At 58.0% G+C, this 23,789-nt stretch carries 19 protein-coding genes; 5 read left to right on the top strand and 14 right to left on the bottom strand.

Annotated elements, in window-relative coordinates; genetic code table 11:
• Window positions 1-105 precede the first annotated feature (105 nt).
• The 12 genes from EAH78_RS18020 to EAH78_RS17965 form a co-directional block, all read right to left on the bottom strand.
• The gene (locus tag EAH78_RS18020; RefSeq protein WP_140668703.1) at window positions 106-1,050 is read right to left on the bottom strand and encodes a carbohydrate kinase family protein; all 945 of its coding nucleotides are present in this window, start codon (window positions 1,048-1,050) and stop codon (window positions 106-108) included.
• Between the two features lie 13 nt (window positions 1,051-1,063).
• Window positions 1,064-2,560, bottom strand: a complete 1,497-nt coding sequence (xylB, locus tag EAH78_RS18015; protein WP_140668702.1) for a xylulokinase — start codon at window positions 2,558-2,560, stop codon at window positions 1,064-1,066.
• A 158-nt stretch (window positions 2,561-2,718) separates the two neighbouring features.
• A complete protein-coding gene (locus EAH78_RS18010; protein ID WP_140668701.1) occupies window positions 2,719-4,191 on the bottom strand; it encodes a mannitol dehydrogenase family protein in 1,473 nt (490 codons plus the stop codon).
• A 15-nt stretch (window positions 4,192-4,206) separates the two neighbouring features.
• Window positions 4,207-5,310 (bottom strand): ABC transporter ATP-binding protein, encoded by a 1,104-nt coding sequence (locus tag EAH78_RS18005; protein ID WP_140668700.1) that lies wholly within the window; start codon window positions 5,308-5,310, stop codon window positions 4,207-4,209.
• A 166-nt stretch (window positions 5,311-5,476) separates the two neighbouring features.
• Window positions 5,477-6,307 carry a carbohydrate ABC transporter permease gene (locus tag EAH78_RS18000; RefSeq protein WP_140668699.1) on the bottom strand — a complete coding sequence of 277 codons (831 nt, stop codon included), beginning with the start codon at window positions 6,305-6,307 and terminating at the stop codon, window positions 5,477-5,479.
• Between the two features lie 10 nt (window positions 6,308-6,317).
• The gene (locus EAH78_RS17995) at window positions 6,318-7,244 is read right to left on the bottom strand and encodes a carbohydrate ABC transporter permease (RefSeq protein WP_140668698.1); all 927 of its coding nucleotides are present in this window, start codon (window positions 7,242-7,244) and stop codon (window positions 6,318-6,320) included.
• A 179-nt stretch (window positions 7,245-7,423) separates the two neighbouring features.
• Window positions 7,424-8,734, bottom strand: coding sequence for an ABC transporter substrate-binding protein (locus tag EAH78_RS17990; protein ID WP_140668697.1), 1,311 nt, complete (start codon window positions 8,732-8,734; stop codon window positions 7,424-7,426).
• Between the two features lie 248 nt (window positions 8,735-8,982).
• On the bottom strand, window positions 8,983-9,888 hold the full coding sequence (locus EAH78_RS17985) for an AraC family transcriptional regulator (protein ID WP_140668696.1): 906 nt from the start codon (window positions 9,886-9,888) through the stop codon (window positions 8,983-8,985).
• A gap of 79 nt (window positions 9,889-9,967) precedes the next feature.
• A complete protein-coding gene (locus EAH78_RS17980) occupies window positions 9,968-10,849 on the bottom strand; it encodes a phospholipase (RefSeq protein ID WP_140668695.1) in 882 nt (293 codons plus the stop codon).
• Between the two features lie 127 nt (window positions 10,850-10,976).
• Complete coding sequence (locus tag EAH78_RS17975; RefSeq protein WP_140668694.1) at window positions 10,977-11,843, bottom strand: phospholipase; 867 nt, start codon at window positions 11,841-11,843, stop codon at window positions 10,977-10,979.
• 146 nt (window positions 11,844-11,989) lie between these two features.
• Window positions 11,990-13,285 carry a glycosyltransferase gene (locus tag EAH78_RS17970; protein WP_140668693.1) on the bottom strand — a complete coding sequence of 432 codons (1,296 nt, stop codon included), beginning with the start codon at window positions 13,283-13,285 and terminating at the stop codon, window positions 11,990-11,992.
• A gap of 50 nt (window positions 13,286-13,335) precedes the next feature.
• Window positions 13,336-13,704, bottom strand: coding sequence for a response regulator (locus EAH78_RS17965; protein WP_140668692.1), 369 nt, complete (start codon window positions 13,702-13,704; stop codon window positions 13,336-13,338).
• Between the two features lie 257 nt (window positions 13,705-13,961).
• On the opposite strand from EAH78_RS17965, the gene EAH78_RS17960 reads away from it, so the two are divergent.
• The 5 genes from EAH78_RS17960 (at window position 13,962) to EAH78_RS17940 (ending at window position 20,506) form a co-directional block, all read left to right on the top strand.
• Window positions 13,962-17,453: a response regulator gene (locus tag EAH78_RS17960; protein WP_140668691.1), complete on the top strand. Its 3,492-nt coding sequence runs from the start codon at window positions 13,962-13,964 to the stop codon at window positions 17,451-17,453.
• Window positions 17,453-18,286: a CheR family methyltransferase gene (locus tag EAH78_RS17955; protein ID WP_140668690.1), complete on the top strand. Its 834-nt coding sequence runs from the start codon at window positions 17,453-17,455 to the stop codon at window positions 18,284-18,286. The genes EAH78_RS17960 and EAH78_RS17955 overlap by 1 nt, the downstream gene beginning before the upstream one ends.
• Window positions 18,283-18,876, top strand: coding sequence for a chemotaxis protein CheB (locus tag EAH78_RS17950; protein WP_140668689.1), 594 nt, complete (start codon window positions 18,283-18,285; stop codon window positions 18,874-18,876). The genes EAH78_RS17955 and EAH78_RS17950 overlap by 4 nt, the downstream gene beginning before the upstream one ends.
• On the top strand, window positions 18,870-20,051 hold the full coding sequence (locus EAH78_RS17945) for a hybrid sensor histidine kinase/response regulator (protein ID WP_140668688.1): 1,182 nt from the start codon (window positions 18,870-18,872) through the stop codon (window positions 20,049-20,051). Before EAH78_RS17950 ends, EAH78_RS17945 begins: the two co-directional genes overlap by 7 nt.
• Window positions 20,052-20,128: 77 nt before the next feature.
• On the top strand, window positions 20,129-20,506 hold the full coding sequence (locus EAH78_RS17940) for a response regulator (RefSeq protein WP_140668687.1): 378 nt from the start codon (window positions 20,129-20,131) through the stop codon (window positions 20,504-20,506).
• Window positions 20,507-20,533: 27 nt separating this feature from the next.
• On the opposite strand, the gene EAH78_RS17935 is transcribed toward EAH78_RS17940, so the two are convergent.
• Together EAH78_RS17935 and EAH78_RS17930 are read right to left on the bottom strand one after the other, a co-directional pair.
• Window positions 20,534-22,189, bottom strand: a complete 1,656-nt coding sequence (locus EAH78_RS17935) for an ATP-binding protein (RefSeq protein ID WP_430539942.1) — start codon at window positions 22,187-22,189, stop codon at window positions 20,534-20,536.
• A 14-nt stretch (window positions 22,190-22,203) separates the two neighbouring features.
• Window positions 22,204-23,706, bottom strand: coding sequence for an ATPase domain-containing protein (locus EAH78_RS17930; RefSeq protein ID WP_140668685.1), 1,503 nt, complete (start codon window positions 23,704-23,706; stop codon window positions 22,204-22,206).
• Window positions 23,707-23,789: the final 83 nt, after the last annotated feature.

Below are 23,789 nucleotides of genomic sequence, written 5' to 3'. Positions count from 1 at the left end.
TCGCGAGCAAGCCCGCTCCCACGTTGGATCTCCAGCAAACACAGATATTGTGTTCGGTGATTATCAAATGTGGGAGCGGGCTTGCTCGCGAAGGGGCCATTAGCCTCAATGAAGATCCAGCTGATGCCGATACGGCAAATCCGGCCCGGTCTTGCTGCACGTCAACGCCGCCGCCTGCACGGCAAACTTCAACATGCCATCGATGTGCTCGCGGCTCAGGGATTGAACGCCCTCGACAGAATCCAGCTGCTGCTCCGTCAACCAGGTAATCAACGCCGCCTGAAACGTATCGCCAGCCCCCACTGTGTCGGCAATCTTCACCGAACTGGCCGGCACCGACCACGAACCATGAACCCGGCTAAACACCGTCGCGCCTTCGCCACCACGGGTCAGGAACACCAGCTGACAGCGATGTTGCAACCATCCTTCAATCACTCGTTGCGGATCCTGTTCGGGATACAACAGGCTCAAATCCTCATCGCTGACTTTAATCAGATCGGCATACTCGACCAGCGTCGCGATACGTTTACGCCACAGGTCTATATTCGGTTCAGGATTGAGCCGCACATTCGGGTCAAGGCTGATCAGGCGTGTACCGCTTTCTCGCTGCACCAGCGCCAGTAACGTGTCGGCAATCGGTTGCACCACCAGCGAGAACGAACCGATGTGCAGGCCGCGCACTTCAGGCCCCAGTTCCGGCAGGTGTTCCGGTTTCAACTGACGATCCGCGCAGCCCTCACCGCGAAAGCTGTAATGCGGTGAGCCGTTGGCGCCCACCGCAACCATCGCCAACGTCGTCGGTGCGGCGAAGTCCACGAGGAAGTCCGGGCGCACGCCTTCATCTTTGAGCACTTGCTGCAAACGCCGGCCGAGGTAGTCGGTGGACAGTCCGGCAAACAGTGCCGAGTCCACGCCCAAGCGACGCAAACCGACCGCGACATTGAACGGCGAGCCGCCGGCAATCGCCTTGAAATTCACTTTTGAAGCCAGGCCGCTGGCATCTTCTTCACTGAAGAAATCGAACAGCGCTTCGCCACACACCAGATACATAATTGTTCACTCTTTAAAGGGTTGCGACATGCTGTTGATAGCGTTCGTAGGCCTGCTGACAGGCCGCTACATTTTCTGCAATCGGCAAGGTTTCGCTGGCCAGGTCGAGTTTGACGCAGCGCTCGCACAGGTCCGCCAGACTGTGTTCCTGTCCGTTTGCCCAGGACCTGCACCACGCCGCCTGAATCGCCGCGCCGAGGGCGGCGGCTTCGCTTTGTTCGGTGCAGATCACGGGCGTATTCATGATGTCGGCGACAATCTGTCGCCACCCCGGACTCTTCGAGCCGCCGCCGATCAGGCAAATGCTGCGGCTTTGTAAGCCATTCTGGCGCAAGAGGTCCAGCCCATAACGCAAACCGAAGGTTGTGCCTTCCACCACTGCGCGGCACAGGTTGGCCTGCGTCAGGTTGGTCATCGTCAACCCCAGCAGGCTGCCGGTGGCGTGGGGCAGGGCGGGAACGCGTTCACCGTTGAGGAACGGCAGCATGCTCACGCCTTCGGCACCGATGGGGGCTTGCGCGACTAAAACGTTGAACTGTTGGATATCCAGGTCGAACAACTCGCGAATAACACCCGTCGCGTTGGTCAGGTTCATCGTGCAAATCAGCGGCAGCCAGCCACCGCTGGAGGAACAAAAAGTGGCGACTGAGGCATCGGCGCTGACTTTTGGTTGATCGGCATAGGCGTAAACGGTGCCCGACGAACCGAGGCTCATGGTGATCGCGCCGGGCTTGATGTTGCCGGTGCCGATCGCGCCCATCATGTTGTCGCCGCCGCCGCTTGAAACCAGCGCTTGCGGATTGATGCCCAAGTGTTCGGCGATGCTCGGCAGGATCGTGCCGACGGCTTGATGGGCGTCGATCAACTCCGGCAAGGCCGCTTGCAGGCGCCCGCTGGGGTCGATGTCGCGCAGCAGTTGTAAGTCCCACTGGCGGGTGCGCACGTTGAAATAACCGGTGCCGGAGGCGTCGCCGTACTCGCTGCAAGGGCGGCCGGTGAGCCAGTAGTTCAGGTAGTCGTGGGGCAGCAGGATGCGGGTGATTCGGGAAAAGACCTCGGGGTGCTGCTCTTTGGTCCAGAGCAGTTTGGACACGGTGTAGCCGGGTGCAATGACCACGCCGAGGCGCTCGAGTGAGCCCTTTTCACCGCCCAGATGCTCCAGCAGGCGGTCGTTTTCGGGTGTGGATTCGGTGTCGCACCAGAGCTTTGCGGGGCGCAGGACCTGGCCCTGATCGTCGAGCAGGACCAGACCGTGTTGCTGGCCGGAGACGCCGATGCCGAGGATCTGCTGGCCGTCGACGTTGGCGGCGAGCAGGGCGTTTCGGGTCGCGAGGGTGAAGGCTTCCAGCCACTGATCTGTGTCCTGCTCACGGCGGCCATTGGCGCCGCTGATCAGTGTGTGGGCGGCGGCGCCCTGGCCCAGCACTTGGCCGCTGACTGCGTCGAGGACAATGGCTTTGGTGCCTTGGGTGCCGCAGTCGATGCCCAGGAATAAGTGTTGGTTTGCCATGGTAGGTCCTTGGTGTGTCAGGTCGATCGCGGTGACGCCATTCGCGAGCAAGCCCGCTCCCACATTCGATCGTTGTCGAACACAAACTCTGTATCCACTGAGAATCTAGTGTGGGAGCGGGCTTGCTCGCGAAGACGGTAGTCCATTCACCGCAGTACTTAAGCCAATACCCGCTCCAACGTCCGCGTCACCCCAACCTCCCGCAAGCTGTTACAGCACCACTCAAACGCCGCCACAAACTCGGCCGAATGCGGGATCGCCGTGCCAAAGATCTCCTCGACCGCCAGCAACCGCTGCGTAATCAACACATCATCCGCCACCAACGCCTGACAAAAATCCGCCCGAGGGTCCGGAATCGAATAGGTATCACCGTTCTCATCCACCCCCTTCAAATACAGCGCCCACGCCGCCACCACCAGCGCCGCACGCTGGGTCTCGCGACCCTCGGCAATCAAGCGATTGATCGTCGGAATCGTGAACTTGGGAAACTTCGACGAACCGTCCGAACACACCCGCTCCAGTTGATCGGCAATCGCCTGATTGGAGAAGCGTTCAACAAGCATGTCTTTGTAGTCGGTCAGATCAATCCCCGGCACCGGCGCCAGTTGTGGCGTGACGTCCAGGTCCATGTAAGCCCGCATGTAGCGCACGAACAGAGGGTCGTTCATGGTCTCGTGAACGAAGCGGTAACCCTTCAGGAAACCGAGATACGTCAGCGCCAAATGGCTGCCATTGAGCAGTTTGATCTTCATCTCTTCGTAAGGCGTGACGTCGTCAGTGAATTGCACGCCGACCTTTTCCCAGGCCGGACGACCGTTGACGAATTTGTCTTCCAGCACCCATTGCACAAACGGCTCGCAGACCACCGGCCAGGCATCGTCGACCGCGTGTTTGTCGGCCAGTTGCAGACGATGCTCGGTGCTGGTCATCGGCGTGATGCGGTCGACCATGGCGTTGGGGAAGCTGACGTTGCGGTCGATCCAGTCGCACAGATCGGCATCGCGTAACGCGGCGAAGGCCAGCAGCGCTTTGCGGGTCACCGCGCCGTTGTGCGGCAGGTTATCGCAGGACATCAAGGTGAACGCCGGGGTGCCGGCAGCGCGCCGTTTGGCCAGCGCGGCGCAGAGGAAACCGAATACGGTTTTCGGCGCATCCGGGTGCGCAAGGTCATGCTGGATTTGCGGCAGGTGCGCCATGAATTCGCCGCTGCTGTCATCGATGCAATAACCGCCCTCGGTGATGGTTAGCGAGACGATGCGAATCTCGGGGCTGGCGAGTTTGTCGATCAACGCTGCCGCGCCGTCCTCAGCCAGCAGCATGTCGCGAATCGAGCCGATCACCCGGACTTCGGTGTCATCGGTATCGCCGAGCTCGAACAGGGTGAACAGGTAGTCCTGCTCCTTGAGATCGTCCCGGGCGCGGCGGTCTTCGGCGCGCAGGCCGACCCCGCAAATCGCCCAGTCCAGGCCTTCACCGGTGTTCATCAGCGCGTCGGTGTAATACGCCTGATGGGCGCGGTGGAAACCACCGACGCCAATGTGCGCGATGCCTTGGCGCGTATCGTTCAGAGCGTAGGCGGGCAGGAGCACCTCAGGCTTGAGGTGGTGGAGATTCTGTTTATTGAGTTTCATCACATAGTCTCGATATCAGGCCGCAACACGCAACGGACGGGTCAACGCCACGCCGTCGGCATCGAATAAATGGCAGTGTTCCGCGTCCAGGTGCAGGCTCAGCGTCTCGCCGTAACGGCTGGCGAGATCGCCGCGAACACGCATGGTCAGGGCCTCGCCGGAGGAGGTCACGACGTGGCAGAAGGTGTCGCTGCCCAAACGCTCGCTGACGTCGGCGGTGACTTTCAACGTGCAGTCGCCGGTTTGCGCCAGTTCCAGATGTTCCGGACGAATGCCCAAGGTCACGGCGCCACCAACGCTCAAGTTGGCGCCGGTCAACGGCAGGGTAATGCGGGCACCGGCGTCGAGCAGCACTTCACAGCTTTGGCTGTCAATACGGGTCACGTTGCCCTTGAGGAAGCCCATTTTCGGCGTGCCCAGGAATCCCGCGACAAACAGGTTGGCTGGCTGGTGGTACAGGTCCAGCGGCGAGCCGACCTGTTCGATTTTACCGCCGTTGAGCACCACCACCTTGTCGGCCATGGTCATGGCTTCGACCTGATCGTGGGTGACGTAGATCATCGTCGCTTGCAGTTCTTTGTGCAGTCGCAGCAGTTCCAGACGCATTTGCACGCGCAGGGCGGCGTCGAGGTTGGACAACGGTTCGTCAAACAGAAAGATTTTCGGGTTGCGCACAATCGCTCGCCCGATCGCCACGCGCTGACGCTGGCCGCCAGACAGTTGTTTCGGTTTGCGTTCCAGCATCGGCCCCAGTTCGAGGATGCGCGCCGCTTCGCCGACTTTCTTCTCGACTTCGGCTTTCGGCACGCCCGCCAGATCGAGGGCGAACGACATGTTCTTTTTCACGGTCATGTGCGGGTACAGGGCGTAGGTCTGGAACACCATCGCCAGGTCGCGCTTGGCCGGGCTGACTTCGGTGATGTCGCGGCCGTCGAGTTCAATGGTGCCGCCGCTGACTTCTTCCAGGCCGGCGATCAGGCGCAGCAGGGTGGATTTGCCGCACCCCGACGGGCCGACGAACACCACGAATTCCTTGTCGTTCACTTCCAGGTCGATGCCTTTGATGATGGAAAAGCCTTCGAAGCCTTTTTGCAGATTCTTGATTTTCAGGTTGGCCATGATGATGGGCCTCCACGTGTTGTTATTCAGTTGAGCCGGGCGCGCTTTATTTGTAGGAGTGAGCCTGCTCGCGATAGCGGTGTGTCATTCGATATTGATGTTGACTGACACTCCCTCATCGCGAGCAGGCTCACTCCTACAGGGGATCGCGTTGAGTCGGCGATCTTCACTTCACGGCGCCGAACGACAGGCCGCGGACCAATTGTTTCTGGCTGATCCAGCCGAAGATCAGGATCGGTGCGCAGGCCAGCGTCGACACGGCCGACAACTTGGCCCAGAACAGACCTTCAGGACTTGAGTAGGAGGCAATCAACGCGGTCAGCGGCGCGGCTTTGGATGAGGTCAGGTTCAAGGACCAGAACGCCTCGTTCCAGCACAGGATCAGCGACAGTAAAACGGTAGAAGCCAGGCCACCCTTGGCGATCGGCAACAGCACCCGGACCATTTCCTGCCACAGCGTGGCGCCGTCGAGGCGCGCGGCTTCGAGGATGTCTTTGGGGATGTCTTTGAAGTAGGTGTAAATCATCCAGACTACAATCGGCAGGTTGATCAGCGTGTAGATCACGATCAGCGCGATACGCGTGTCGAGCAGGCCAAAGCTCTTGGCCAGCAGGTAGATCGGCATCAGTACGCCCACCGGCGGCAGCATCTTGGTGGAGAGCATCCACAGCAACGTGCCCTTGGTGCGCTGGGTTTCGTAGAACGCCATCGAGTAGGCCGCCGGCACGGCGATCAGCAGGCACAACGCCGTGGCGCTGAAAGAAATCACCACCGAGTTCCAGGCGAAGCTGAAGTAATCGCTGCGTTCGTTGATGTGCAGGTAGTTCGCAAGCGTTGGCGTGAAGATGAACTGCGGCGGCGTGGCGAAGGCGTCGATTTCGGTTTTGAAACTGGTCAGCACCATCCAGAAGATCGGGAAGAAAATCAGGATGGCGATGGCCCAGGCCAGCGTGCCGAGCAGCAGGCTTTGCAGGCGACGGGATTGTTGAAGGGTCATGGCGCAGGCCTCAGGCTTTGTCTGTCAGGTTTTTGCCGATCATGCGCACCAGCACGATGGCCGCGATGTTGGCAATCACCACCGCGATCAAGCCGCCGGCGGATGCCATGCCGACGTCGAACTGCACCAGCGCCTGGTTGTAGATCAGGTACGCGAGGTTGGTCGAGGCGTAGCCGGGGCCGCCGTTGGTGGTGGTAAAGATTTCGGCGAACACCGAGAGCAGGAAGATGGTTTCGATCATCACCACCACCGCAATCGGCCGCGCCAGGTGCGGCAAGGTCAGGTGCCAGAAGATGGCGACCGGCCCGGCGCCGTCGAGGCGTGCGGCTTCTTTCTGTTCCTGGTCGAGGGACTGCATGGCGGTCATCAGGATCAGGATCGCGAAGGGCAGCCATTGCCAGGACACAATGATGATGATTGACAGCAGCGGGTAGTGCGCCAGCCAGTCCACCGGTTGCGCACCGAACAGTTTCCAGACGTAGGCGAGAATCCCCGACACCGGATGGAAAATCAGGTTCTTCCAGATCAGCGCACCGACGGTGGGCATGATGAAGAACGGCGAGATCAACATCACCCGCACGATGCCGCGCCCCATGAATTCACTGGCTTCAAGCAGTGCACTGATCAACACGCCGAACACCACGCTGATCAGCAGCACGCTGCCCACCAGCAACAGGGTGTTGGTCGCACCGGGCAGGAAGCCGGAATCCGTCAGGAAGTAAGTGAAGTTCTCCAGCCCGACGAATTCGTTTTCGCCGGGGTTGAGCAGGTTGTAGCGAATCGTCGAGAAGTAGACGGTCATGCCCAGCGGCACGATCATCCACAGCAGCAACAGGGCCACCGAGGGGCTGACCAGGAACCAGCCGGGGTTGGCCAACCGGCTTTTACGCACCGGTTGGGGAATGTCCATGTGAGCTTTGGCAGTTGAAATATTCATGGCATTAAACCGATTAGTAACAGACATACGAAGATCGACATGTGGGAGCGGGCTTGTGTGGCGAGGGAGCTTGCTCCCGCTGGGTCGCGAAGCGGCCCCAATAGCTTTGCGACTGCTGCGCAGCCGAGCGGGAGCAAGCTCCCTCGCCACAAAAGCCCACTATGGATCGGTTGCGAGAGTTACTTGGGATAACCAGCGCGCTTCATCTCACGCTCAGTCGTTTGCTGCGCAGCAATCAGCGCTTGATCGACCGTGGTCTGCCCAATCAGCGCCGCCGAGAACGACTTGCCCACCTGGGTGCCAATGCCCTGGAACTCAGGAGTGGTCACCAACTGAATGCCGATGTAAGGCACGGGCTTGAGCGTCGGCTTGCTCGGGTCCGCCGCTTTCAGCGATTCCAGCGTGACCTTGGCGAACGGCGCGGCATTCATATAGGCCTCGCTGTAGGTGGAGGCGCGAGTGCCGGGCGGCACGTTGGCGATACCGTCTTTTTCCGCGACCAGCGCGCCGTATTCCTTGGACGTAGCCCAGGCACTGAAGGTTTTGGCGGCGTCTTTGGCCTTGGAGCTGGTCGGGATCGCCAGCGCCCAGGAATAGAGCCACGCCGAACCCTTGTCGGTGGTTTCGTGCGGGGCGTAGGTGAAGCCAACGTGGTCGGCCACTTTGCTTTGTGTCTTGTCGGTGACGAAAGAGCCGGCGACGCTGGCATCGACCCAGATTGCGCACTTGCCGCTGTTGAACAGCGCCAGGTTCTCGTTGAAACCGTTGCTTGAAGCGCCCGGCGGGCCGGATTGCTTCATGGTGTCGACATAGAAGTTCAGGGCGTTTTTCCACTCGGGGCCGGTGAATTCCGGTTGCCACTTCTCATCAAACCAGCGCGCGCCATAAGCATTGGCGATGGTGGTGATGAGCGCCATGTTCTCGCCCCAGCCGGCCTTGCCGCGCAGGCAGATACCGTATTGTTCTTTGTCCTTGTTGGTGAGTTTGCTGGCGAATTCGCCGATCTGGGTCCAGGTCGGGCGCTCGGGCATGGTCAGCCCGGCCTCCTTGAACAGGTCGGTGCGGTAATAGGTGATCGAGCTTTCGGCGTAGAACGGCAGGGCATACAGCGAGCCTTTTACCGAGAGGCCTTCACGCACCGACGGGAAGACGTCATCGAGCGCGTAAGACGCCGGCAAATCCTTCATCGGCTCCAGCCAGCCCTTGGCGCCCCACAGTGCAGCTTCGTACATGCCGATGGTCAACACATCGAACTGTCCGCCCTGGGTTGCGATGTCGGTGGTCAGGCGCTGGCGCAGTACGTTTTCTTCCAGCACCACCCAATTGAGCTTGATCTCCGGGTGCTCGGCCTCGAAGGTTTTCGAGAGCTTTTGCATACGGATCATGTCGCTATTGTTGACGGTGGCGATGGTCAGCGTTTGAGCGCCGAGGCTGACGCTGCTGAGGGTCATGCAGGTGAGGGCAAGCAGAGCTTTTACAGAAGGTTGCATCGTGCACTCCTTTTCTGCACCCAAAGGGATACAGAAGGACAGTTATTGTTTTTGTGTCTTCCGAGGCAGGAAGAATGTGCACTGATTACAGCCTTCAATTGATGTCGTGACAAATCATCCATCGCACTTGAATTGATACTATTTTGCACTGGACTTTAAAGCGGTAGACGCAGGGAAGGGCTTTTCAGCGAGGGAGCGGTATCAGATACGTACAGGTTTTCGACTGCAAGACAGGTCCCCTGTGGGAGTCAGCTCAGATTCTGCTCAGTAAGGCGCTGCACCACCAGCCGCCGGTAGTGCGTCGGTGTCATGCCCTTGAGTTGCTGGAAACGGCGGTTGAAATTGGAAATATTGTTGAAGCCCGACTCGAAGCACACGTCGGTGACCGGTTTGTCGCCATCGGCCAGCAGCTCACACGATTTGCTGATGCGCAGACGATTGACGAATTCGATAAAGCAGCGCCCCGTAGCCTGCTTGAACACCCGGCTGAAGTAAGTCGGCTTCATGCCCAAATGCCCGGCGACTTCCTCAAGCGGCAGCTCCCGGGCGTAATGGGCAAAAATGTAGTCCACGGCGCGGTTGGTGCGATCGATATTGTGCTCATCGGCCAATTGCGGCGTCGTCGCGCCGGACAGCAATTGAAAGTCGTCGGAGGCCGCCAGCAGTTCCAGCAAAATAAAAAAATGCCCGAGGCGGGTTACCCCTTTGGTGTCGGCAATGCGCTGCATCATCGTCATGGCCTGGCGGATGGTGCGCTTGCAACGAAACTCGATGCCGTACTGCGCGCGCTCCAGCAGTGGTGCAAGGGTCTTGAGTTCGGCAAACACCTGATGGCCGCTTTCGAACAACTCGTCAGTGAAATTGACCAACATGTCGCGCTTGGGCACCACTTCATCTTCCGCGACCTGGCTGATCCAGTTGTGCGGCAGGTTGGGGCCCGTGAGGAAAAGCGTCTCTGGATAGAAATTGCCGATGTAGTCGCCGATGAACACCTTGCCTGAGCTGGCAACGATCAGGTGCAGCTCGTATTCCTTGTGAAAATGCCAGCGCACCAACGGGCAGGGGAACCCGTGCTGCCGGTAAATAATGGACAACCCGTTATGGTCATCCATCAGTTCATAGGAGGGGTCTGTCACGCGGGTTGTTCGGGTCATGTCAGGGCGCTTTTCTTGTTATCGCTACCGGATCATGCCCCTTTTGGCACCTGCGATGCCAGCCACCAACGACTTTCGCTTACGCCGGTTCATGCAACAGATGTCCGTAAACCGCCTTCATGCTGGTGGCACTCCAGCAATAGCGGACAATATCCGCCTCATCAAAGAAATCGGTGCTGATGATGCTGCATCGGGTCACCCAATCGCGGGTGGTGTGAAACCAGTCGTTGATTTGGCTTTTGATGTGTTGCGGTCCACCCAGCAGCGAATAGCAAGTCGCTGGCAACGACCAGAGAAAGGTCTCGTAAGGTGCTTCTGTGAGCGTGGTCTCGATGTGTGATTTCAGGACACTGGCATCGGTGAATGTCTTGCCGTTCCACTTATGAGGAATCAGCGGCCAGAAAAACTCACCGTCCAGCCCGGGTTTCCCATGCGCCGCCAAGACGATGCGGCGCTGCGAACCGTTGCGCTTGAGCTGTTCGACGGTGCTGAGTGAATCGGCGGTGCGAATCAGGCGAGCCCCCAGTCGTCGTATCAACACATCGTTGAGCTGTTGGTAATCGAAAGGCCTGGCCGCATCTCCCAACTGATGGAAGTCGAGGACGATGAACTCATCCGGATTCCGAGTGAGGAATGTCGTCACCGCGTCGATCAGTTCATCAAGAATACGGTGGGACTGATAGCCGTTGTGATGGAAGTAGTAGACCGGTAATTGCGGGCCGGCGGTATAGCCGAGCCGGATATCGAATGCCCGTGCACCGTTGGCCAATTGCCAGGCAAATGAATCGTTCTGGCACGTCGTCCAGTTACCGAATACCACCTCGTAGTTGGGTGCCTTCTTGTCCATCCCGGCGTTATGTACGCCAGGCCATACAATATCGGTCAGCTTCAACCGTCCAATATCCAGCACGGTGCTCATCCATCTCTGTTTGTCGAGTGTGATCGTTGTGCTGCGGGTCATGACAGTTTCCTTGTCGTTGATTCGCCCCATCCGTGGGGAGACTTTCATGACCCAGCGTAGAAGTGACTGGCAGAATTGCCAGTCACGGAAACACCTGCACAAAAATAGCCATTTAATGGCACCGAAACTAAGGGTTTCGCTGACTGGCTTTTGTCAGATTGACCGCTCGGCAATAAGAAACCAGTCGGGACTCGTCAATAAAGTCGACATTGATAATGCTGCACTTTTGCGCCCAGTTGCTCTTCTCAGGGTCAAACCAGGCGTCGAGTTTTTCGTGAATATCCACCGGGCCGCCGAGAGCGCTGTAACTGGTAGCGGAAAGCGACCAGAGTGCCCAGGTACCCGGTGGGTATTTCAGTACTTCAATAATGTGCTTTTCAAGTTCTGCAGTATCGGTCATGCCGCTGCCAGACCATTTGTGCTCTATCTGTTCGACAAATACGTTTCTGTCCAGTGCTCTGTGCCGAGGGGCCGCGACCAGAACTCGCTGCAATGGACTGAGCTTTTTCAGTTGGGTCAGGCTCATGTGCAGGTTTTGGGGAGGGATGATGCGTTCGCCGATAAACCGCACCATCATGTTGTTGAAGTAAACGAAATCAAACGTGTCGCCCTGCAAGTCATGAAAGTCCAGGATGATGAACTCGTTGGGGTTCTGTATAAGAAACTCCCTCACGTTATTGACAAGGCTCCCCAGGGTTCGATCGTTGCGGTAACCATTATGATGAATTCGGAATTTACCAAGCCCAGGAGCATCGGCGTCGTACATCAAACGAATGTCGAGCGCTCGAGCGCCGTGGTTCAACTGGGCATGAAAAGATTCATGTTGACAGGCCAGCCAGTGCGCCCCTGGAATGAGTGGCCATGAGGCCTTCCAGTCGCTGCCGGCATTATGGGTGCCTGGCAACGTTAATTGGTTGAGGGACAATGTATCAATCGCCGGCGTGGCGGACATCCAGTTATTAAGTGTGTAGCTATTTTGAACAATAGTGTCCATTCAATGCATCCTTGCATGAGTGAGTGGGTTGGATGAGTCGTGCCGAACATAAACCAATTAGATTAATGTTCGGCTGGGTGTTTATAGAGAGACTGTCTGGCGGGGTCAACAAGTCGGATTATGCAAAATGTTTATCGTCCGGAATTCTACGAAGGGCTGCGGTTCTTCGCTTCAATCCACTGGGCCATGTATTGCGTACTTTTATGGTGGTGATGTCGCAACATGCTGCCCGTAAAATTGTTCCGCCTAAGTTGTGCCAGGTGTTGTTGGCAATACAGAAACTTTTCAATCAGTGCCGGACCATGTTCCGACTGTCGATAACGATCGGCCAACAACGTCGTCCCCAGGGATTGGGCGTGCGTCCAAAGTGCTTCATCCTTGTACAGTCGAACCGCACTGTCGGCAAACGCCTGAGCTGTCTGGGTCACTGCGCCGGGCCACAGATGTTCGCCATGCATCGCTTCAGCTCCGATTGGCGTTGTGACTGTGGGCGTGCCACACAGCATTGCATCGACGATCTTGCCTTTGATACCCGCACCGAACCGCAGCGGTGCCAGGCACACCCGCGCCGCCGACATCACTTGCAAGGCATCCTCAGCCCAGTTCATCACATGAAAACCCTGCATTGGATTGTGCAATGCCGTGGCCTTGGGGGGTGTGTAAGCGCCGTAGATGTGTAACTGCGCCGTGGGCAGCTGTTCGCGAATCAGCGGCCAGATGGTCGTTTTCATCCAGAGCACCGCATCCCAGTTAGGCGCATGGCGGAAGTTACCGATACTCAAAAAGTGCGCGCGGTCTGTAAATGCAGTTGGCGGCGCACTCGGCAGATCAACCATCAACGGGCACCAGTGCAGCAGGTTGCGCGGCAGTTTGAATTGTTCGACCAGTAACTCGATCTCCACTTCGGAAATCATCAGGTTCAAGTCGCACCGATACAGCGCGGCGATCTCGCGTTTAGCCAGCTCGGTGTCGGCCATCAATTCGAATTCTTCACGCAATGCCGGCGCAAACAACTCGCGGAAATCATTGGCGTCGTCACGGTCCTTCAAACGCTCTTTAAGGCGTTGATGCCGGGCGTGCCGTAGGCTTTGCAAGTCGGAGGTTTCGAGTACACGCAACGCGTCGGGGCAGTGTTTTTCAACGCGCCAGCCGAACTGTTCTTCCATCATGAACTGATCGAACAGCACGATATCCGGTGCCAGTTCAGTGATGAACGCGTCGAAGCTGCTGTTGTTCAACTCGATGGCGACTTCACGGATACCCAGCGCTGTCAGGTCCGCCCGGTGTTCGCCGGTGCCGGCGGGGCTGCTGAAGGTGATGTCCCAGCCTTGCTGCAAGAACGTATCGAGTATTTGCATGACATGCCCGCTGGCCGCTGAAGAGCGGGGCTCGGGCCAGACGTAACCAATAACCAGAACTTTGGTTGCGCGGGGCTGACTCATTAACGGGTATTCCTTGGTGCGGGTAAGTGGTGGAGGGTAATACGAAGAACTCAGGCCTGGCTGCCGAGCATGGACTTGACCTTGTCCCGCAGCTGATCAATCGAGAATGGTTTGCCGATCACCTGCATGCCGGCAGGCACATCAATGCTTTCGGCATAACCGCTGGCGAACAGAATAGGTAACTCAGGGCGAAGCATCCGTGCCTGGGTGGCTAGCTCACGACCGTCCATCACGGGCAGACCGACATCGGTCATCATCAAATCGATGTACTGGTCTTCGTCGTTGAGAAATTCCAGCGCCTGTTCGCTGCCATCCGCTTCAAGAACTTTGAACTCCAGCTCCTCCAGCACGTCAACGATCAGCATGCGCACAATGGCATCGTCTTCGACTACTAATATGATGGATGCGTTGGCGGACATAGTGGGGCTCTCAAAGATTGAATTCAGGGTGCCGGTCGAGAAAGTCGCCGGGCTCTTGCATGAGTAAGTGGCGGATCCCGACAAGTTCCCAACGCTGTGCAAAAAAGAATAGCGGTCAATATGGCAAGGATAACCGCTCCCCTAGCGCACGCGCAGCTAAATGCTGGGATTTACCCTGAAACGCGGCAGAAAATTGGATCAACACGCCCTGTTTGGGGCAAACTCCATCATTTTGAACAGTTCGACAAGGCCTCCACATGACCACTGCGTCTTCGGTTGATGAACAACGATTCCGCAAACTCCTGAGCCGCAACGTCAGTCTGCCGTTGGGGGTTGGTGTCATCAGCGCGGTGTTTTTTGTCTCGCTGATTACCTATCTGCTGTCGGTGATCCAGTGGGTCGAACACACCGACCGGGTGATCAATAACACCAATGAAGCAGTCAAGCTCACCGTCGATCTGGAAACCGGCATGCGCGGTTACCTGCTGACGGGTGACGATCACTTTCTTGAACCGTACGAGACGGCCAAACCGAGAATAGCGGTCGCGCTCAACACCTTGCTCGAACTCACCGCCGACAACCCTTCACAGACTGATCGTTTGCGGCGCCTGCAAGCGTTGCAGACCGAGTGGGCGACTTATGCGCAGTCGATGATCGATTTGCAGCGCGCCAGCGGGGATTACCGCGGCGCAGTCAAGGCCGGCCGTGGCAAGCGGCTGACGGATGAAATTCGCAAGCAGTTCGAAGAAGTGATCGACATGGAGCAGCAGTTGCGCGCCACGCGTAACGACGACGTGCGCCGTACCACGATCTGGAGTATCGGCCTGTACCTGGTGTTCATCGCCGTTATCAGTGCCTTGCTGGCCTACATTGGCCGTCGCGACCTGCTCAACCTCTCGCAGAATTACAGTGCCAACCTGGCTGCGCAGCAAGCCAGCGCCCGGCGTCTTGAACAACAGGCCTGGCTGCGCAACGGCCAGACCGAGCTGGCCGAACAAGTATTGGGGCAATTGAGCCTCAATCTGTTGGGCCGCAACATTTTGCAGTTTTGCGCGCAGTACCTGGGCACCGTCGTCGCCGCCATTTATGTTCGCGAAGAACACGGAGGCCTCAAGCGCATTGCATCTTACGGTTTCTCCCGCGAGCAGGAAGAGCGCGATCAGCACATCTACAGCGATGAAGGGATTGTCGGCCAGGTCGCGAACCAGGCCCGCCTGATTCGTCTGGATGACGTTCCAAGCGATTACTTCAAGGTCAGTTCCGGCCTCGGCGAAGGCTTGCCGCACAGCGTGCTCGTGGTGCCGACCAGCGACGATGACCGGGTCAACGGTGTGATCGAACTGGGCTTCCTGCGCCCCTTGAATGATCGAGACATCGAATTGCTGGAGTTGATTGCCGGCAACATCGGCACCTCCATCGAAGCGGCGCGCTATCGTCAACGTTTGCAGGAAGTGCTGGGCGAAACCCAACAGCTCAACGAAGAACTGCAGGTACAGCAAGAAGAGCTCAAGACTGCCAACGAAGAATTGGAAGAACAGTCGCGTATTCTCAAGGAATCCCAAGCGCATCTGGAAACCCAGCAGGTGGAACTCGAGCAGACCAACGAGCAGCTCGCCGAGCAGGCGCAGATCCTCGCTGATCAACGCGATGCCATGGACCAGAAAAACACAGAGTTGAATCAGGTTCAGGTGCAGCTCGAGGATCGCGCCCTGGAGCTGCAGCGTTCCAGCAAGTACAAGTCCGAGTTTCTCGCCAACATGTCCCACGAACTGCGCACGCCGCTGAACAGTTCGTTGATCCTGGCCAAATTGCTCGCCGAAAACCCTCAGGAAAACCTCACCGCCGAGCAGGTGAAATTCGCCGAGTCGATTTATTCCGCCGGTAATGACTTGCTCAACCTGATCAACGACATCCTCGACATTTCCAAGGTCGAGGCCGGCAAGCTGGAGATACGCCCCGAGAACGTCAGTGTCGAGCGTCTGGTCGACGGCTTGCGCGGGATGTTCGAGCCCATGGCGGCTGACAAGCACCTCGCGTTTCACGTCGAACTGCAACCCGGTGCGCCGAAGATGCTCTTCACCGACCGCCAGCGTCTGGAGCAGGTGATCAAGAACCTGCTGTCGAACGCGGTGAAATTCACCGAGAAGGGCTCGGTCAGCTTCACTGTGGCATCGCAACCGAATAATGGCGTGGCCTTTGTCATTCGCGACTCGGGCATCGGTATCGCCGAAGACCAGCAGGAAAGCATTTTCGAGGCGTTCCGCCAGGCCGATGGCACCACCAATCGCCGCTACGGCGGCACCGGTCTGGGCTTGTCGATTTCCCGGGACCTGGCCGCGTTGCTCGGTGGTTCGATCAGCGTGACCAGTGAGCCGGGGCAGGGCAGTGTGTTCACGCTGGTGTTGCCTCAGCAATACGTCGAACCGGGCGACGAGCCTGTCGAGCCGATGCAGGCTTCACCCGTAGCTATCACCCCCCGTGCGGCACCGGCAGCGCTGGTCCCACTGGTTGCCCCGGTTGATATTCCTCGTTTCAACGACGACCGCACCCAGGCGCCGTTCAAGACGCGGTGCATTCTGATCGTGGAGGATGAGCCGAATTTTGCGAACATCCTTTTCGACCTCGCGCACGAACTGGGCTATCAGTGCCTGGTCGCCCACGGGGCCGACGAAGGGTATGACTTGGCCAAGGAGTTCATTCCCGACGCCATTTTGCTGGACATGCGCCTGCCGGATCATTCCGGGCTGACCGTGTTGCAGCGCCTGAAGGAACACGCTGAAACCCGGCACATCCCGGTTCACGTGATTTCCGTTGAAGACCGGGTCGAGGCTGCCATGCACATGGGCGCCATCGGTTACGCGGTCAAGCCGACGACTCGCGAAGAACTCAAGGATGTGTTCGCCCGCCTCGAAGCCAAGCTGACCCAGAAGGTCAAGCGCGTGCTGCTGGTGGAAGACGACGATCTGCAGCGCGACAGCATTGCCCGGCTGATCGGCGACGAAGACATCGAGATTACCGCTGTTGGCCTGGCGCAGGACGCGCTGGACCTGCTGCGCACGACGATTTTCGACTGCATGATTATCGACCTGAAATTGCCGGACATGCTCGGCAACGACTTGCTCAAGCGCATGTCTACGGAAGACATCTGCTCGTTCCCGCCGGTGATTGTCTACACCGGCCGTAACCTGACCCGCGATGAAGAGGCCGAACTGCGCAAGTATTCGCGCTCGATCATCATCAAGGGTGCGCGCTCGCCTGAGCGTTTGCTGGATGAGGTCACACTCTTTCTGCACAAAGTCGAATCGAAGTTGTCCCATGAACGACAGAGGATGCTCAAGACCGCGCGAAGCCGCGATAAGGTCTTTGAGGGTCGCAAGGTGTTGCTGGTGGACGACGATGTACGCAACATCTTTGCCCTCACCAGTGCACTGGAGCAAAAGGGCGCAGTCGTGGTCATTGGCCGAAACGGTCGTGAAGCGATTGAAAGGTTGAATGAAGTCGAGGACATCGATCTGGTGTTGATGGACGTGATGATGCCGGAGATGGATGGCTTCGAAGCCACTATCGAGATTCGCAAAGACCCGCGCTGGCGCAAGCTGCCGATCATTGCGGTGACGGCCAAGGCCATGAAGGACGATCAGGAGCGCTGCTTGCAGGCCGGCTCCAACGATTACCTGGCCAAGCCCATCGACCTGGATCGCCTGTTCTCGCTGATTCGCGTTTGGTTACCGAAGATGGAACGCATTTAGTGGAGCGCCAGTATCCAGTGGACCGAAATAGCGAAATCGAATTGCGCTTGTTGATCGAGGCGATTTACCTCAAATACAGCTATGACTTTCGAGACTACTCCGGCGCTTCGATCAAGCGCCGGGTGAATCATGCGCTGGTTCAATTCGAATGCAGCACGATCTCGGCCCTGCAAGAAAAGGTGCTGCATGATCCGACAGCGTTCATGCAGTTGCTGCAATTGCTGACGATTCCGGTCAGCGAGATGTTTCGCGACCCTTCGCACTTCCTCGCGATCCGCAAGGAAGTGGTGCCGCTGCTCAAGACCTATCCCTCGATCAAGATCTGGATTGCTGGCTGTAGCACCGGTGAAGAGGTCTACTCGATGGCGATTCTGCTGCGCGAAGAAGGCCTGCTGGACCGCACCATCATTTATGCCACCGACATCAACCCGCGCTCGCTGGACAAGGCCAAGCAAGGGATTTTCTCAATGGAAAATGTCCGGGCCTACACTGCGAATTACCAGCAGGCAGGTGGCCAGTGTTCATTCGCCGACTACTACACGGCGGCCTATGGCTACGCCATTTTTGACAAGAGCCTGTGTGAGAACGTGACTTTCGCCGATCACAGCCTGGCAACCGACAGCGTGTTTTCAGAGACTCAATTAGTTTCCTGTCGCAATGTATTGATTTATTTCAATAAAAAGCTTCAGGATCGTGCGTTCGGACTGTTTCATGAGTCCCTGTGTCATCGCGGGTTCCTGGTGTTGGGCAGTAAGGAAACCCCTGATTTTTCGGCTTTCGGCAGCCAGTTCGAGCCACTGGTCAAACAAGAACGGATCTACCGCAAATCATGAACGACGCTGCACAGTTTCCTTCAATTGAAGCTATCGTGATTGGCGCTTCGGCCGGCGGAGTGGAGGCGCTGCTTGCTCTTCTGAGCCCGCTGCGGGAAGGCTTCACACTGCCGATTATCGTCGTGCTGCACCTGCCCGACGAGCGCCGCAGCTTGCTGGCCGAAGTGTTTGCCCGCCGGGTGTTGATGCCGGTGCGCGAAGCGACCGATAAGATCCTGGTCGAAGCCGGAACATTGTATTTCGCCACGCCCGGATATCACTTGTCGGTGGAGCAGGACCGCAGCTTTTCGTTGAGCCTGGAAGATCGCGTCCACCACTCGCGTCCCGCCATCGATTACCTGTTCGAGTCCGCCGCCGATACTTACGGTTCAGCCTTGGCCGCCGTATTGCTGACCGGGGCCAATCGAGATGGAGCCCATGGCCTGTCCCACGTTAAACGGCGCGGTGGCCTGACCATCGTGCAAGACCCGAATGAGGCGCAGGTAGCGACCATGCCTCAGGCAGCGCTGGATATTCATGAGCCAGACCATATTCTCCCTATCTGCGGCATCGGCCGTCTGCTTGTCGAGCTGGAACGAATAGCATGCTAAGTAACATCCAAGCCAAACTGCTGATCGTCGACGATCTGCCGGAGAACCTGCTGGCGCTCGAAGCGCTGATCAAGCGAGAAGACCGCATGGTCTACAAAGCCTTGTCCGCGGATGAAGCCTTGTCGCTGCTGTTGCAGCACGAATTTGCCATTGCGATTCTCGATGTACAGATGCCCGGCATGAACGGCTTCGAGTTGGCCGAATTGATGCGCGGCACGGAAAAAACCAAAAACATTCCGATTGTGTTCGTCAGCGCTGCCGGCCGCGAGTTGAACTACGCGTTCAAAGGTTATGAAAGCGGCGCCGTCGACTTCCTGCACAAGCCGCTGGATATCCACGCGGTCAAGAGCAAGGTCAACGTGTTCGTGGATCTTTATCGCCAGAGCAAAGCGATGAAGCAGCAGGTTGAAGCGCTGGAGCAGAGTCGTCGCGAGCAGGAAGCATTGCTCAAACAACTACAGAGCACTCAGCTGGAGCTGGAGCAAGCGGTGCGTATGCGTGATGACTTCATGTCGATCGTCGCCCACGAAGTGCGCACACCGCTCAATGGCCTGATCCTTGAGACCCAGCTGCGCAAGATGCACCTGGCCCGGGATAACGCCTCGGCGTTCACCCTGGACAAGATGCACGCCATGGTCGACCGCGACGAGCGGCAGATCAAAAGCCTGATCCGCCTGATCGAAGACATGCTGGATGTGTCGCGCATTCGCACCGGCAAGCTGTCGATCCGGCCAACGAAGTTTGACTTGGTGCAATTGGTCGGCAATCTGCTGAATAACTTCAAACCGCAAGTCGAAGCGGCCGAGTGTTCCACCTGCTTTACTGCCGAGCAGCCAGTGGTCGGCAACTGGGATGAATTTCGCATCGAGCAAGTGATTTCAAATCTGCTCACCAACGCCTTGCGCTATGGTGGCAAAAGCCGGATTGATGTGCGGGTTTACGTACAGGACGGTCAGGCGCGGGTTGAGGTGCAGGATCAAGGGATCGGCATCAGTGAAGAAAACCAGAGGCGTATTTTTCAACAGTTCGAGCGTGTTTCCGCCAAGACCGTAGTCGCGGGGCTGGGTCTTGGACTGTTTATTTCCGAGCAAATCGTCGCCGCCCATGGCGGTTCCATCGCCGTCGAGAGCAAAATCAACGAAGGCGCTCTATTTCGCGTTTGTCTGCCGCTTTAGGAAATGAGCCAGATAAACGCAACCTCTGAGCGGCCCCACGGTCGTATCAGCAGCTATTGACCGGACAAAGGCTTCCCATGAGTGAAGATGCGCAAGATGTAGTACTCATTGTCGAGGATGACCCCTCGATTCTGATGGTGTTGTCCGCTTACTTGTCGGGTGAAGGTTATCGGGTGCTGCAAGCCGAAAACGGCGAGCAGGCCTTTGAAATTCTGGCGAGCAAGCCGCACCTGGACATGATGATTACCGACTTTCGCCTGCCCGGCGGGATTTCCGGCGTGCAGATCGCCGAGCCTGCAGTGAAACTGCGACCAGAACTCAAAGTGATTTTTATCAGCGGCTATGCGCAGGAAGTCCGCGAGACGGACAGCCCCATCACCAAAAAAGCGCCGATCCTGGACAAACCATTCGACCTGAATGAACTGCAAGAGCTCATGCAGCAAATGCTGTCCTGAGCTCGTTGCCAAGGTTATCGGCGCACATCAGATACTGATCATCTCCCGCACCTTGGCGGTCAGCAGGTCAAAGGTGAAGGGTTTGGTGATCATCTGCATGCCCGGGTCCAGGAACCCTCCGCGCACGGCCGCGTGTTCGGCATAGCCGGTGATGAACAAAACCTTCAGGTCAGGCCGATACTGCCGACCGATTTCCGCCAGTTGCCGGCCATTCATTCCCGGCAAGCCGACATCGCTTATCAGCAGATCAATCCTTTGTGCAGAATCGAGAATCGGCACTGCACTGTCGGCGTCACCCGCCTCCACGAAGGCGTAACCCAACTCACTCAGCACGGCGCAGACCAGCACGCGAACCGCCGGGTCGTCTTCGACGATAAGCACGGTTTCGCCATCTTGAGCGTATGGCGCCTGCTGGATGTCGATCAGGTTTTCTTCGGCCAGATCCCCGCCGCTGTAACGAGGCAAATACACACTGACTGATGTGCCAATACCGACTTCGCTGTTGATCGTGACGTGGCCGTGGGACTGTTTGCTGAACCCGTAAATCATCGACAACCCCAACCCGGTGCCCTGACCAATCGGCTTGGTCGTAAAGAACGGGTCAAAGGCGCGGTTGATCGTGCTTTCGGGCATGCCACAACCGGTGTCGGTCACCCGCAGCACCACGTAATCACCGGGCAGGAGATTGCCGTGGGCCGCCACGAAAGCCGAATCGAGCTTTTGATTGGACGTGTTGACGACCAGCGTGCCGCCTTCGGGCATGGCATCGCGGGCGTTCAGCACAAGATTGAGCAGGGCGCTTTCGAGTTGATTGGGATCGGCTTCGGCCACCCACAGGTCATCGCTCAACTGCATGTCCAGATCAATGCTTTCATTGATGCTGCGTTGCAGCAGTTCGCCCATGGACACCACAAGCGTGTTCATTTCAACCGGCTTGGAATCCAGCGACTGACGGCGTGAGAACGCCAACAGGCGATGAGTCAACCCGGCAGCACGGTTGGCTGAAGTCACGCCAAGGTCGATCAACCCGTCGAGGTCCTCGGTGCGTCCTCTCGCGAGGCGCCGGCGCAGCAACTCAAGGCTGCCGATGATGCCGGTCAGCATGTTATTGAAGTCGTGGGCGATTCCGCCGGTGAGTTGGCCGACCGCTTCCATTTTCTGCGATTGTCGGAGGGCTTCTTCGTTATGACGCAATTGCGCAGTGCGTTCCTCGACCTGTTGTTCGAGGGTTTCCAGGGTGTTTTTCAGGCGCAGTTCACTTTGGCTCAGATCGATCAATCGGTCCCGGGCTTCGTACTGTCGTCGCCGCCCGCGCAATGCGGTGGTGACGAGGCTGATCAAGGTCACCGGGTGAAAAGGGCGCTCAAGGAAGGTCACGTTGCCTAATTGAGGGCCAAGGCGCGAAGCAGGGTTCTGCTCCGGGCCACCGTGGTGGGTCAGCAAGACAATCGGCAGGTCGGACCAGGCGGGTTGTTGATGGATCAGTCCCAGTAGTGGATCAAGATCGCACCCCAATAGCGCCTCCGAAGAAATCACCAGCAGGCCGGCACCTTCCAGCAGCTCACTGCACAGCGCCACCAGGTCACGAGTGACAACGCCCTCGAATCCAGCCTCCTTGAGCATCATCAGCGCAATCTGGCTGTCGCGTCCCAGTGGCGCGAGAATGATCGCGCGCTCGGACATCGCCTCGACAATACTCACCGGGCATCGTCCTGGAGTAGCGGCTGGCTGGCGCCCAGATAGGTCGGTACGCCACGCAATACGCCCTGGAATGCGTCCAGAGGTTCACCAATCGTCATGCCCCGGCTACCGATGCGGTATTCGCGAATGGTCGATTCGTGGCTGCCGGTGCGTTTCTTGATGATCGAGATCGCGCGACGGACCTTGCCCAGGGCTTCGAAGTAGCGCAACAGAATCACCGTGTCAGCCAGGTACGTAATGTCGACCGGCGCTTGCATGTCACCGACCAGTCCATGCTGGGCGACCGTCATGAACGTCGCGGCGCCTCGGCGATTGAGGTACAGCAGCAACTCGTGCATGTGCAGCACCAGTGCGTTTTCCTCGGGCATTGCGGCTTGATAGCCGTTGATGCTGTCGATCACCACGGTTTTGATTTCACGCTCATCGACACACCGGCGCACCCGGTGGGAGAACTCGCCGGGGGACAGTTCGGCGGCATCGACTTGCTCGATCAGCAGGTTGCCGGTGTCTTGCAGGGCCTGCAGGTCGATGCCCATGTTTTTCATGCGCTCGAACAGCAGTCCCAGCTCTTCATCGAAGATGAACAACGCGGCTTTTTCGCCACGGGCCACGGCGGCAGCGGCGAAGATCATCGAGATCAGCGATTTACCGGTACCGGCCGGCCCCAGAATCAACGTGCTAGACCCCGTCTCGATACCGCCCCCGAGCAGGGCGTCCATTTCCTTGATACCGCTGGTCAACTGGCGGCGAACATACCCGCCGCGGTGTTCGGCCGCGACCAGCCGCGGGAATACGTGCACACCGTCGCCCATGATGGTGAAGTCGTGAAAGCCGCCGCGGTATTTCTGGCCGCGGTATTTCACCACGCGGATGCGTCGGCGTTCGGCGCCATAGTTGGGCGTCAGTTCTTCGAGACGAATCACGCCGTGGGCGACGCTGTGTACGGTTTTATCGAGGGATTCGGTTGTCAGGTCATCCAGCAACAGCACCGTGGCGTCGTACCGCACAAAGTAGTGTTTGATCGCCAGAATCTGCCGGCGATAGCGCAGAGAACTCTGGGCCAGCAGGCGGATTTCAGACAGGCTGTCGAGCACTACGCGCGTCGGTTTGACCCGTTCAACCACTTCGAAAATCTGCTTGGTGGCTTCGCCCAGTTCAAGGTCTGAGGAGTACAGCAGACTTTGCTGGTGATCGGCATTGAGCAGGCTTTCCGGCGGGGTCAGTTCGAAGATGTGGATGTTCTCATCCAGCTCCCAGCCGTGGGACAGGGCGCCTTGACGCAGTTCACGCTCGGTTTCTGACAAGGTGATGTACAACGAGCGTTCGCCGGCTCGGGCGCCGGCCAACAGAAAATGCAAAGCAACGGTGGTTTTGCCGGTACCGGGTTCGCCCTCCAGCAAAAATACGTGTCCACGGGACAAGCCTCCGGCCAGGATGTCATCCAGACCTTCGATGCCGGTGGCGGCTTTTGCACTGAACAGCTCGGTTGATGTAGACAAGAAAAACCCTCTCATGACCAGGGGAAGCGAGGCAGCAGGCTTGAGGTGCCTGTTTGGACTGCCTGTTCACTTGACCTTTGGCC

Source organism: Pseudomonas arsenicoxydans, assembly GCF_006438915.1.
GTDB classification, from domain to species: domain Bacteria; phylum Pseudomonadota; class Gammaproteobacteria; order Pseudomonadales; family Pseudomonadaceae; genus Aquipseudomonas; species Aquipseudomonas arsenicoxydans_A.
The sequence above is the reverse complement of the archived record's forward strand: the minus strand, read 5'-3'. Positions and strand labels throughout refer to the sequence as shown.

Bases quoted from the DNA above. Each gene is read 5' to 3' on its own strand.
- EAH78_RS18020 (WP_140668703.1), bottom strand. From the start codon at position 1,050: ATGTATCTGGTGTGTGGCGAAGCGCTGTTCGATTTCTTCAGTGAAGAA.
- xylB (WP_140668702.1), bottom strand. From the start codon at position 2,560: ATGGCAAACCAACACTTATTCCTGGGCATCGACTGCGGCACCCAAGGC.
- EAH78_RS18010 (WP_140668701.1), bottom strand. From the start codon at position 4,191: ATGAAACTCAATAAACAGAATCTCCACCACCTCAAGCCTGAGGTGCTC.
- EAH78_RS18005 (WP_140668700.1), bottom strand. From the start codon at position 5,310: ATGGCCAACCTGAAAATCAAGAATCTGCAAAAAGGCTTCGAAGGCTTT.
- EAH78_RS18000 (WP_140668699.1), bottom strand. From the start codon at position 6,307: ATGACCCTTCAACAATCCCGTCGCCTGCAAAGCCTGCTGCTCGGCACG.
- EAH78_RS17995 (WP_140668698.1), bottom strand. From the start codon at position 7,244: ATGAATATTTCAACTGCCAAAGCTCACATGGACATTCCCCAACCGGTG.
- EAH78_RS17990 (WP_140668697.1), bottom strand. From the start codon at position 8,734: ATGCAACCTTCTGTAAAAGCTCTGCTTGCCCTCACCTGCATGACCCTC.
- EAH78_RS17985 (WP_140668696.1), bottom strand. From the start codon at position 9,888: ATGACCCGAACAACCCGCGTGACAGACCCCTCCTATGAACTGATGGAT.
- EAH78_RS17980 (WP_140668695.1), bottom strand. From the start codon at position 10,849: ATGACCCGCAGCACAACGATCACACTCGACAAACAGAGATGGATGAGC.
- EAH78_RS17975 (WP_140668694.1), bottom strand. From the start codon at position 11,843: ATGGACACTATTGTTCAAAATAGCTACACACTTAATAACTGGATGTCC.
- EAH78_RS17970 (WP_140668693.1), bottom strand. From the start codon at position 13,285: ATGAGTCAGCCCCGCGCAACCAAAGTTCTGGTTATTGGTTACGTCTGG.
- EAH78_RS17965 (WP_140668692.1), bottom strand. From the start codon at position 13,704: ATGTCCGCCAACGCATCCATCATATTAGTAGTCGAAGACGATGCCATT.
- EAH78_RS17960 (WP_140668691.1), top strand. From the start codon at position 13,962: ATGACCACTGCGTCTTCGGTTGATGAACAACGATTCCGCAAACTCCTG.
- EAH78_RS17950 (WP_140668689.1), top strand. From the start codon at position 18,283: ATGAACGACGCTGCACAGTTTCCTTCAATTGAAGCTATCGTGATTGGC.
- EAH78_RS17945 (WP_140668688.1), top strand. From the start codon at position 18,870: ATGCTAAGTAACATCCAAGCCAAACTGCTGATCGTCGACGATCTGCCG.
- EAH78_RS17940 (WP_140668687.1), top strand. From the start codon at position 20,129: ATGAGTGAAGATGCGCAAGATGTAGTACTCATTGTCGAGGATGACCCC.
- EAH78_RS17935 (WP_430539942.1), bottom strand. From the start codon at position 22,189: ATGTCCGAGCGCGCGATCATTCTCGCGCCACTGGGACGCGACAGCCAG.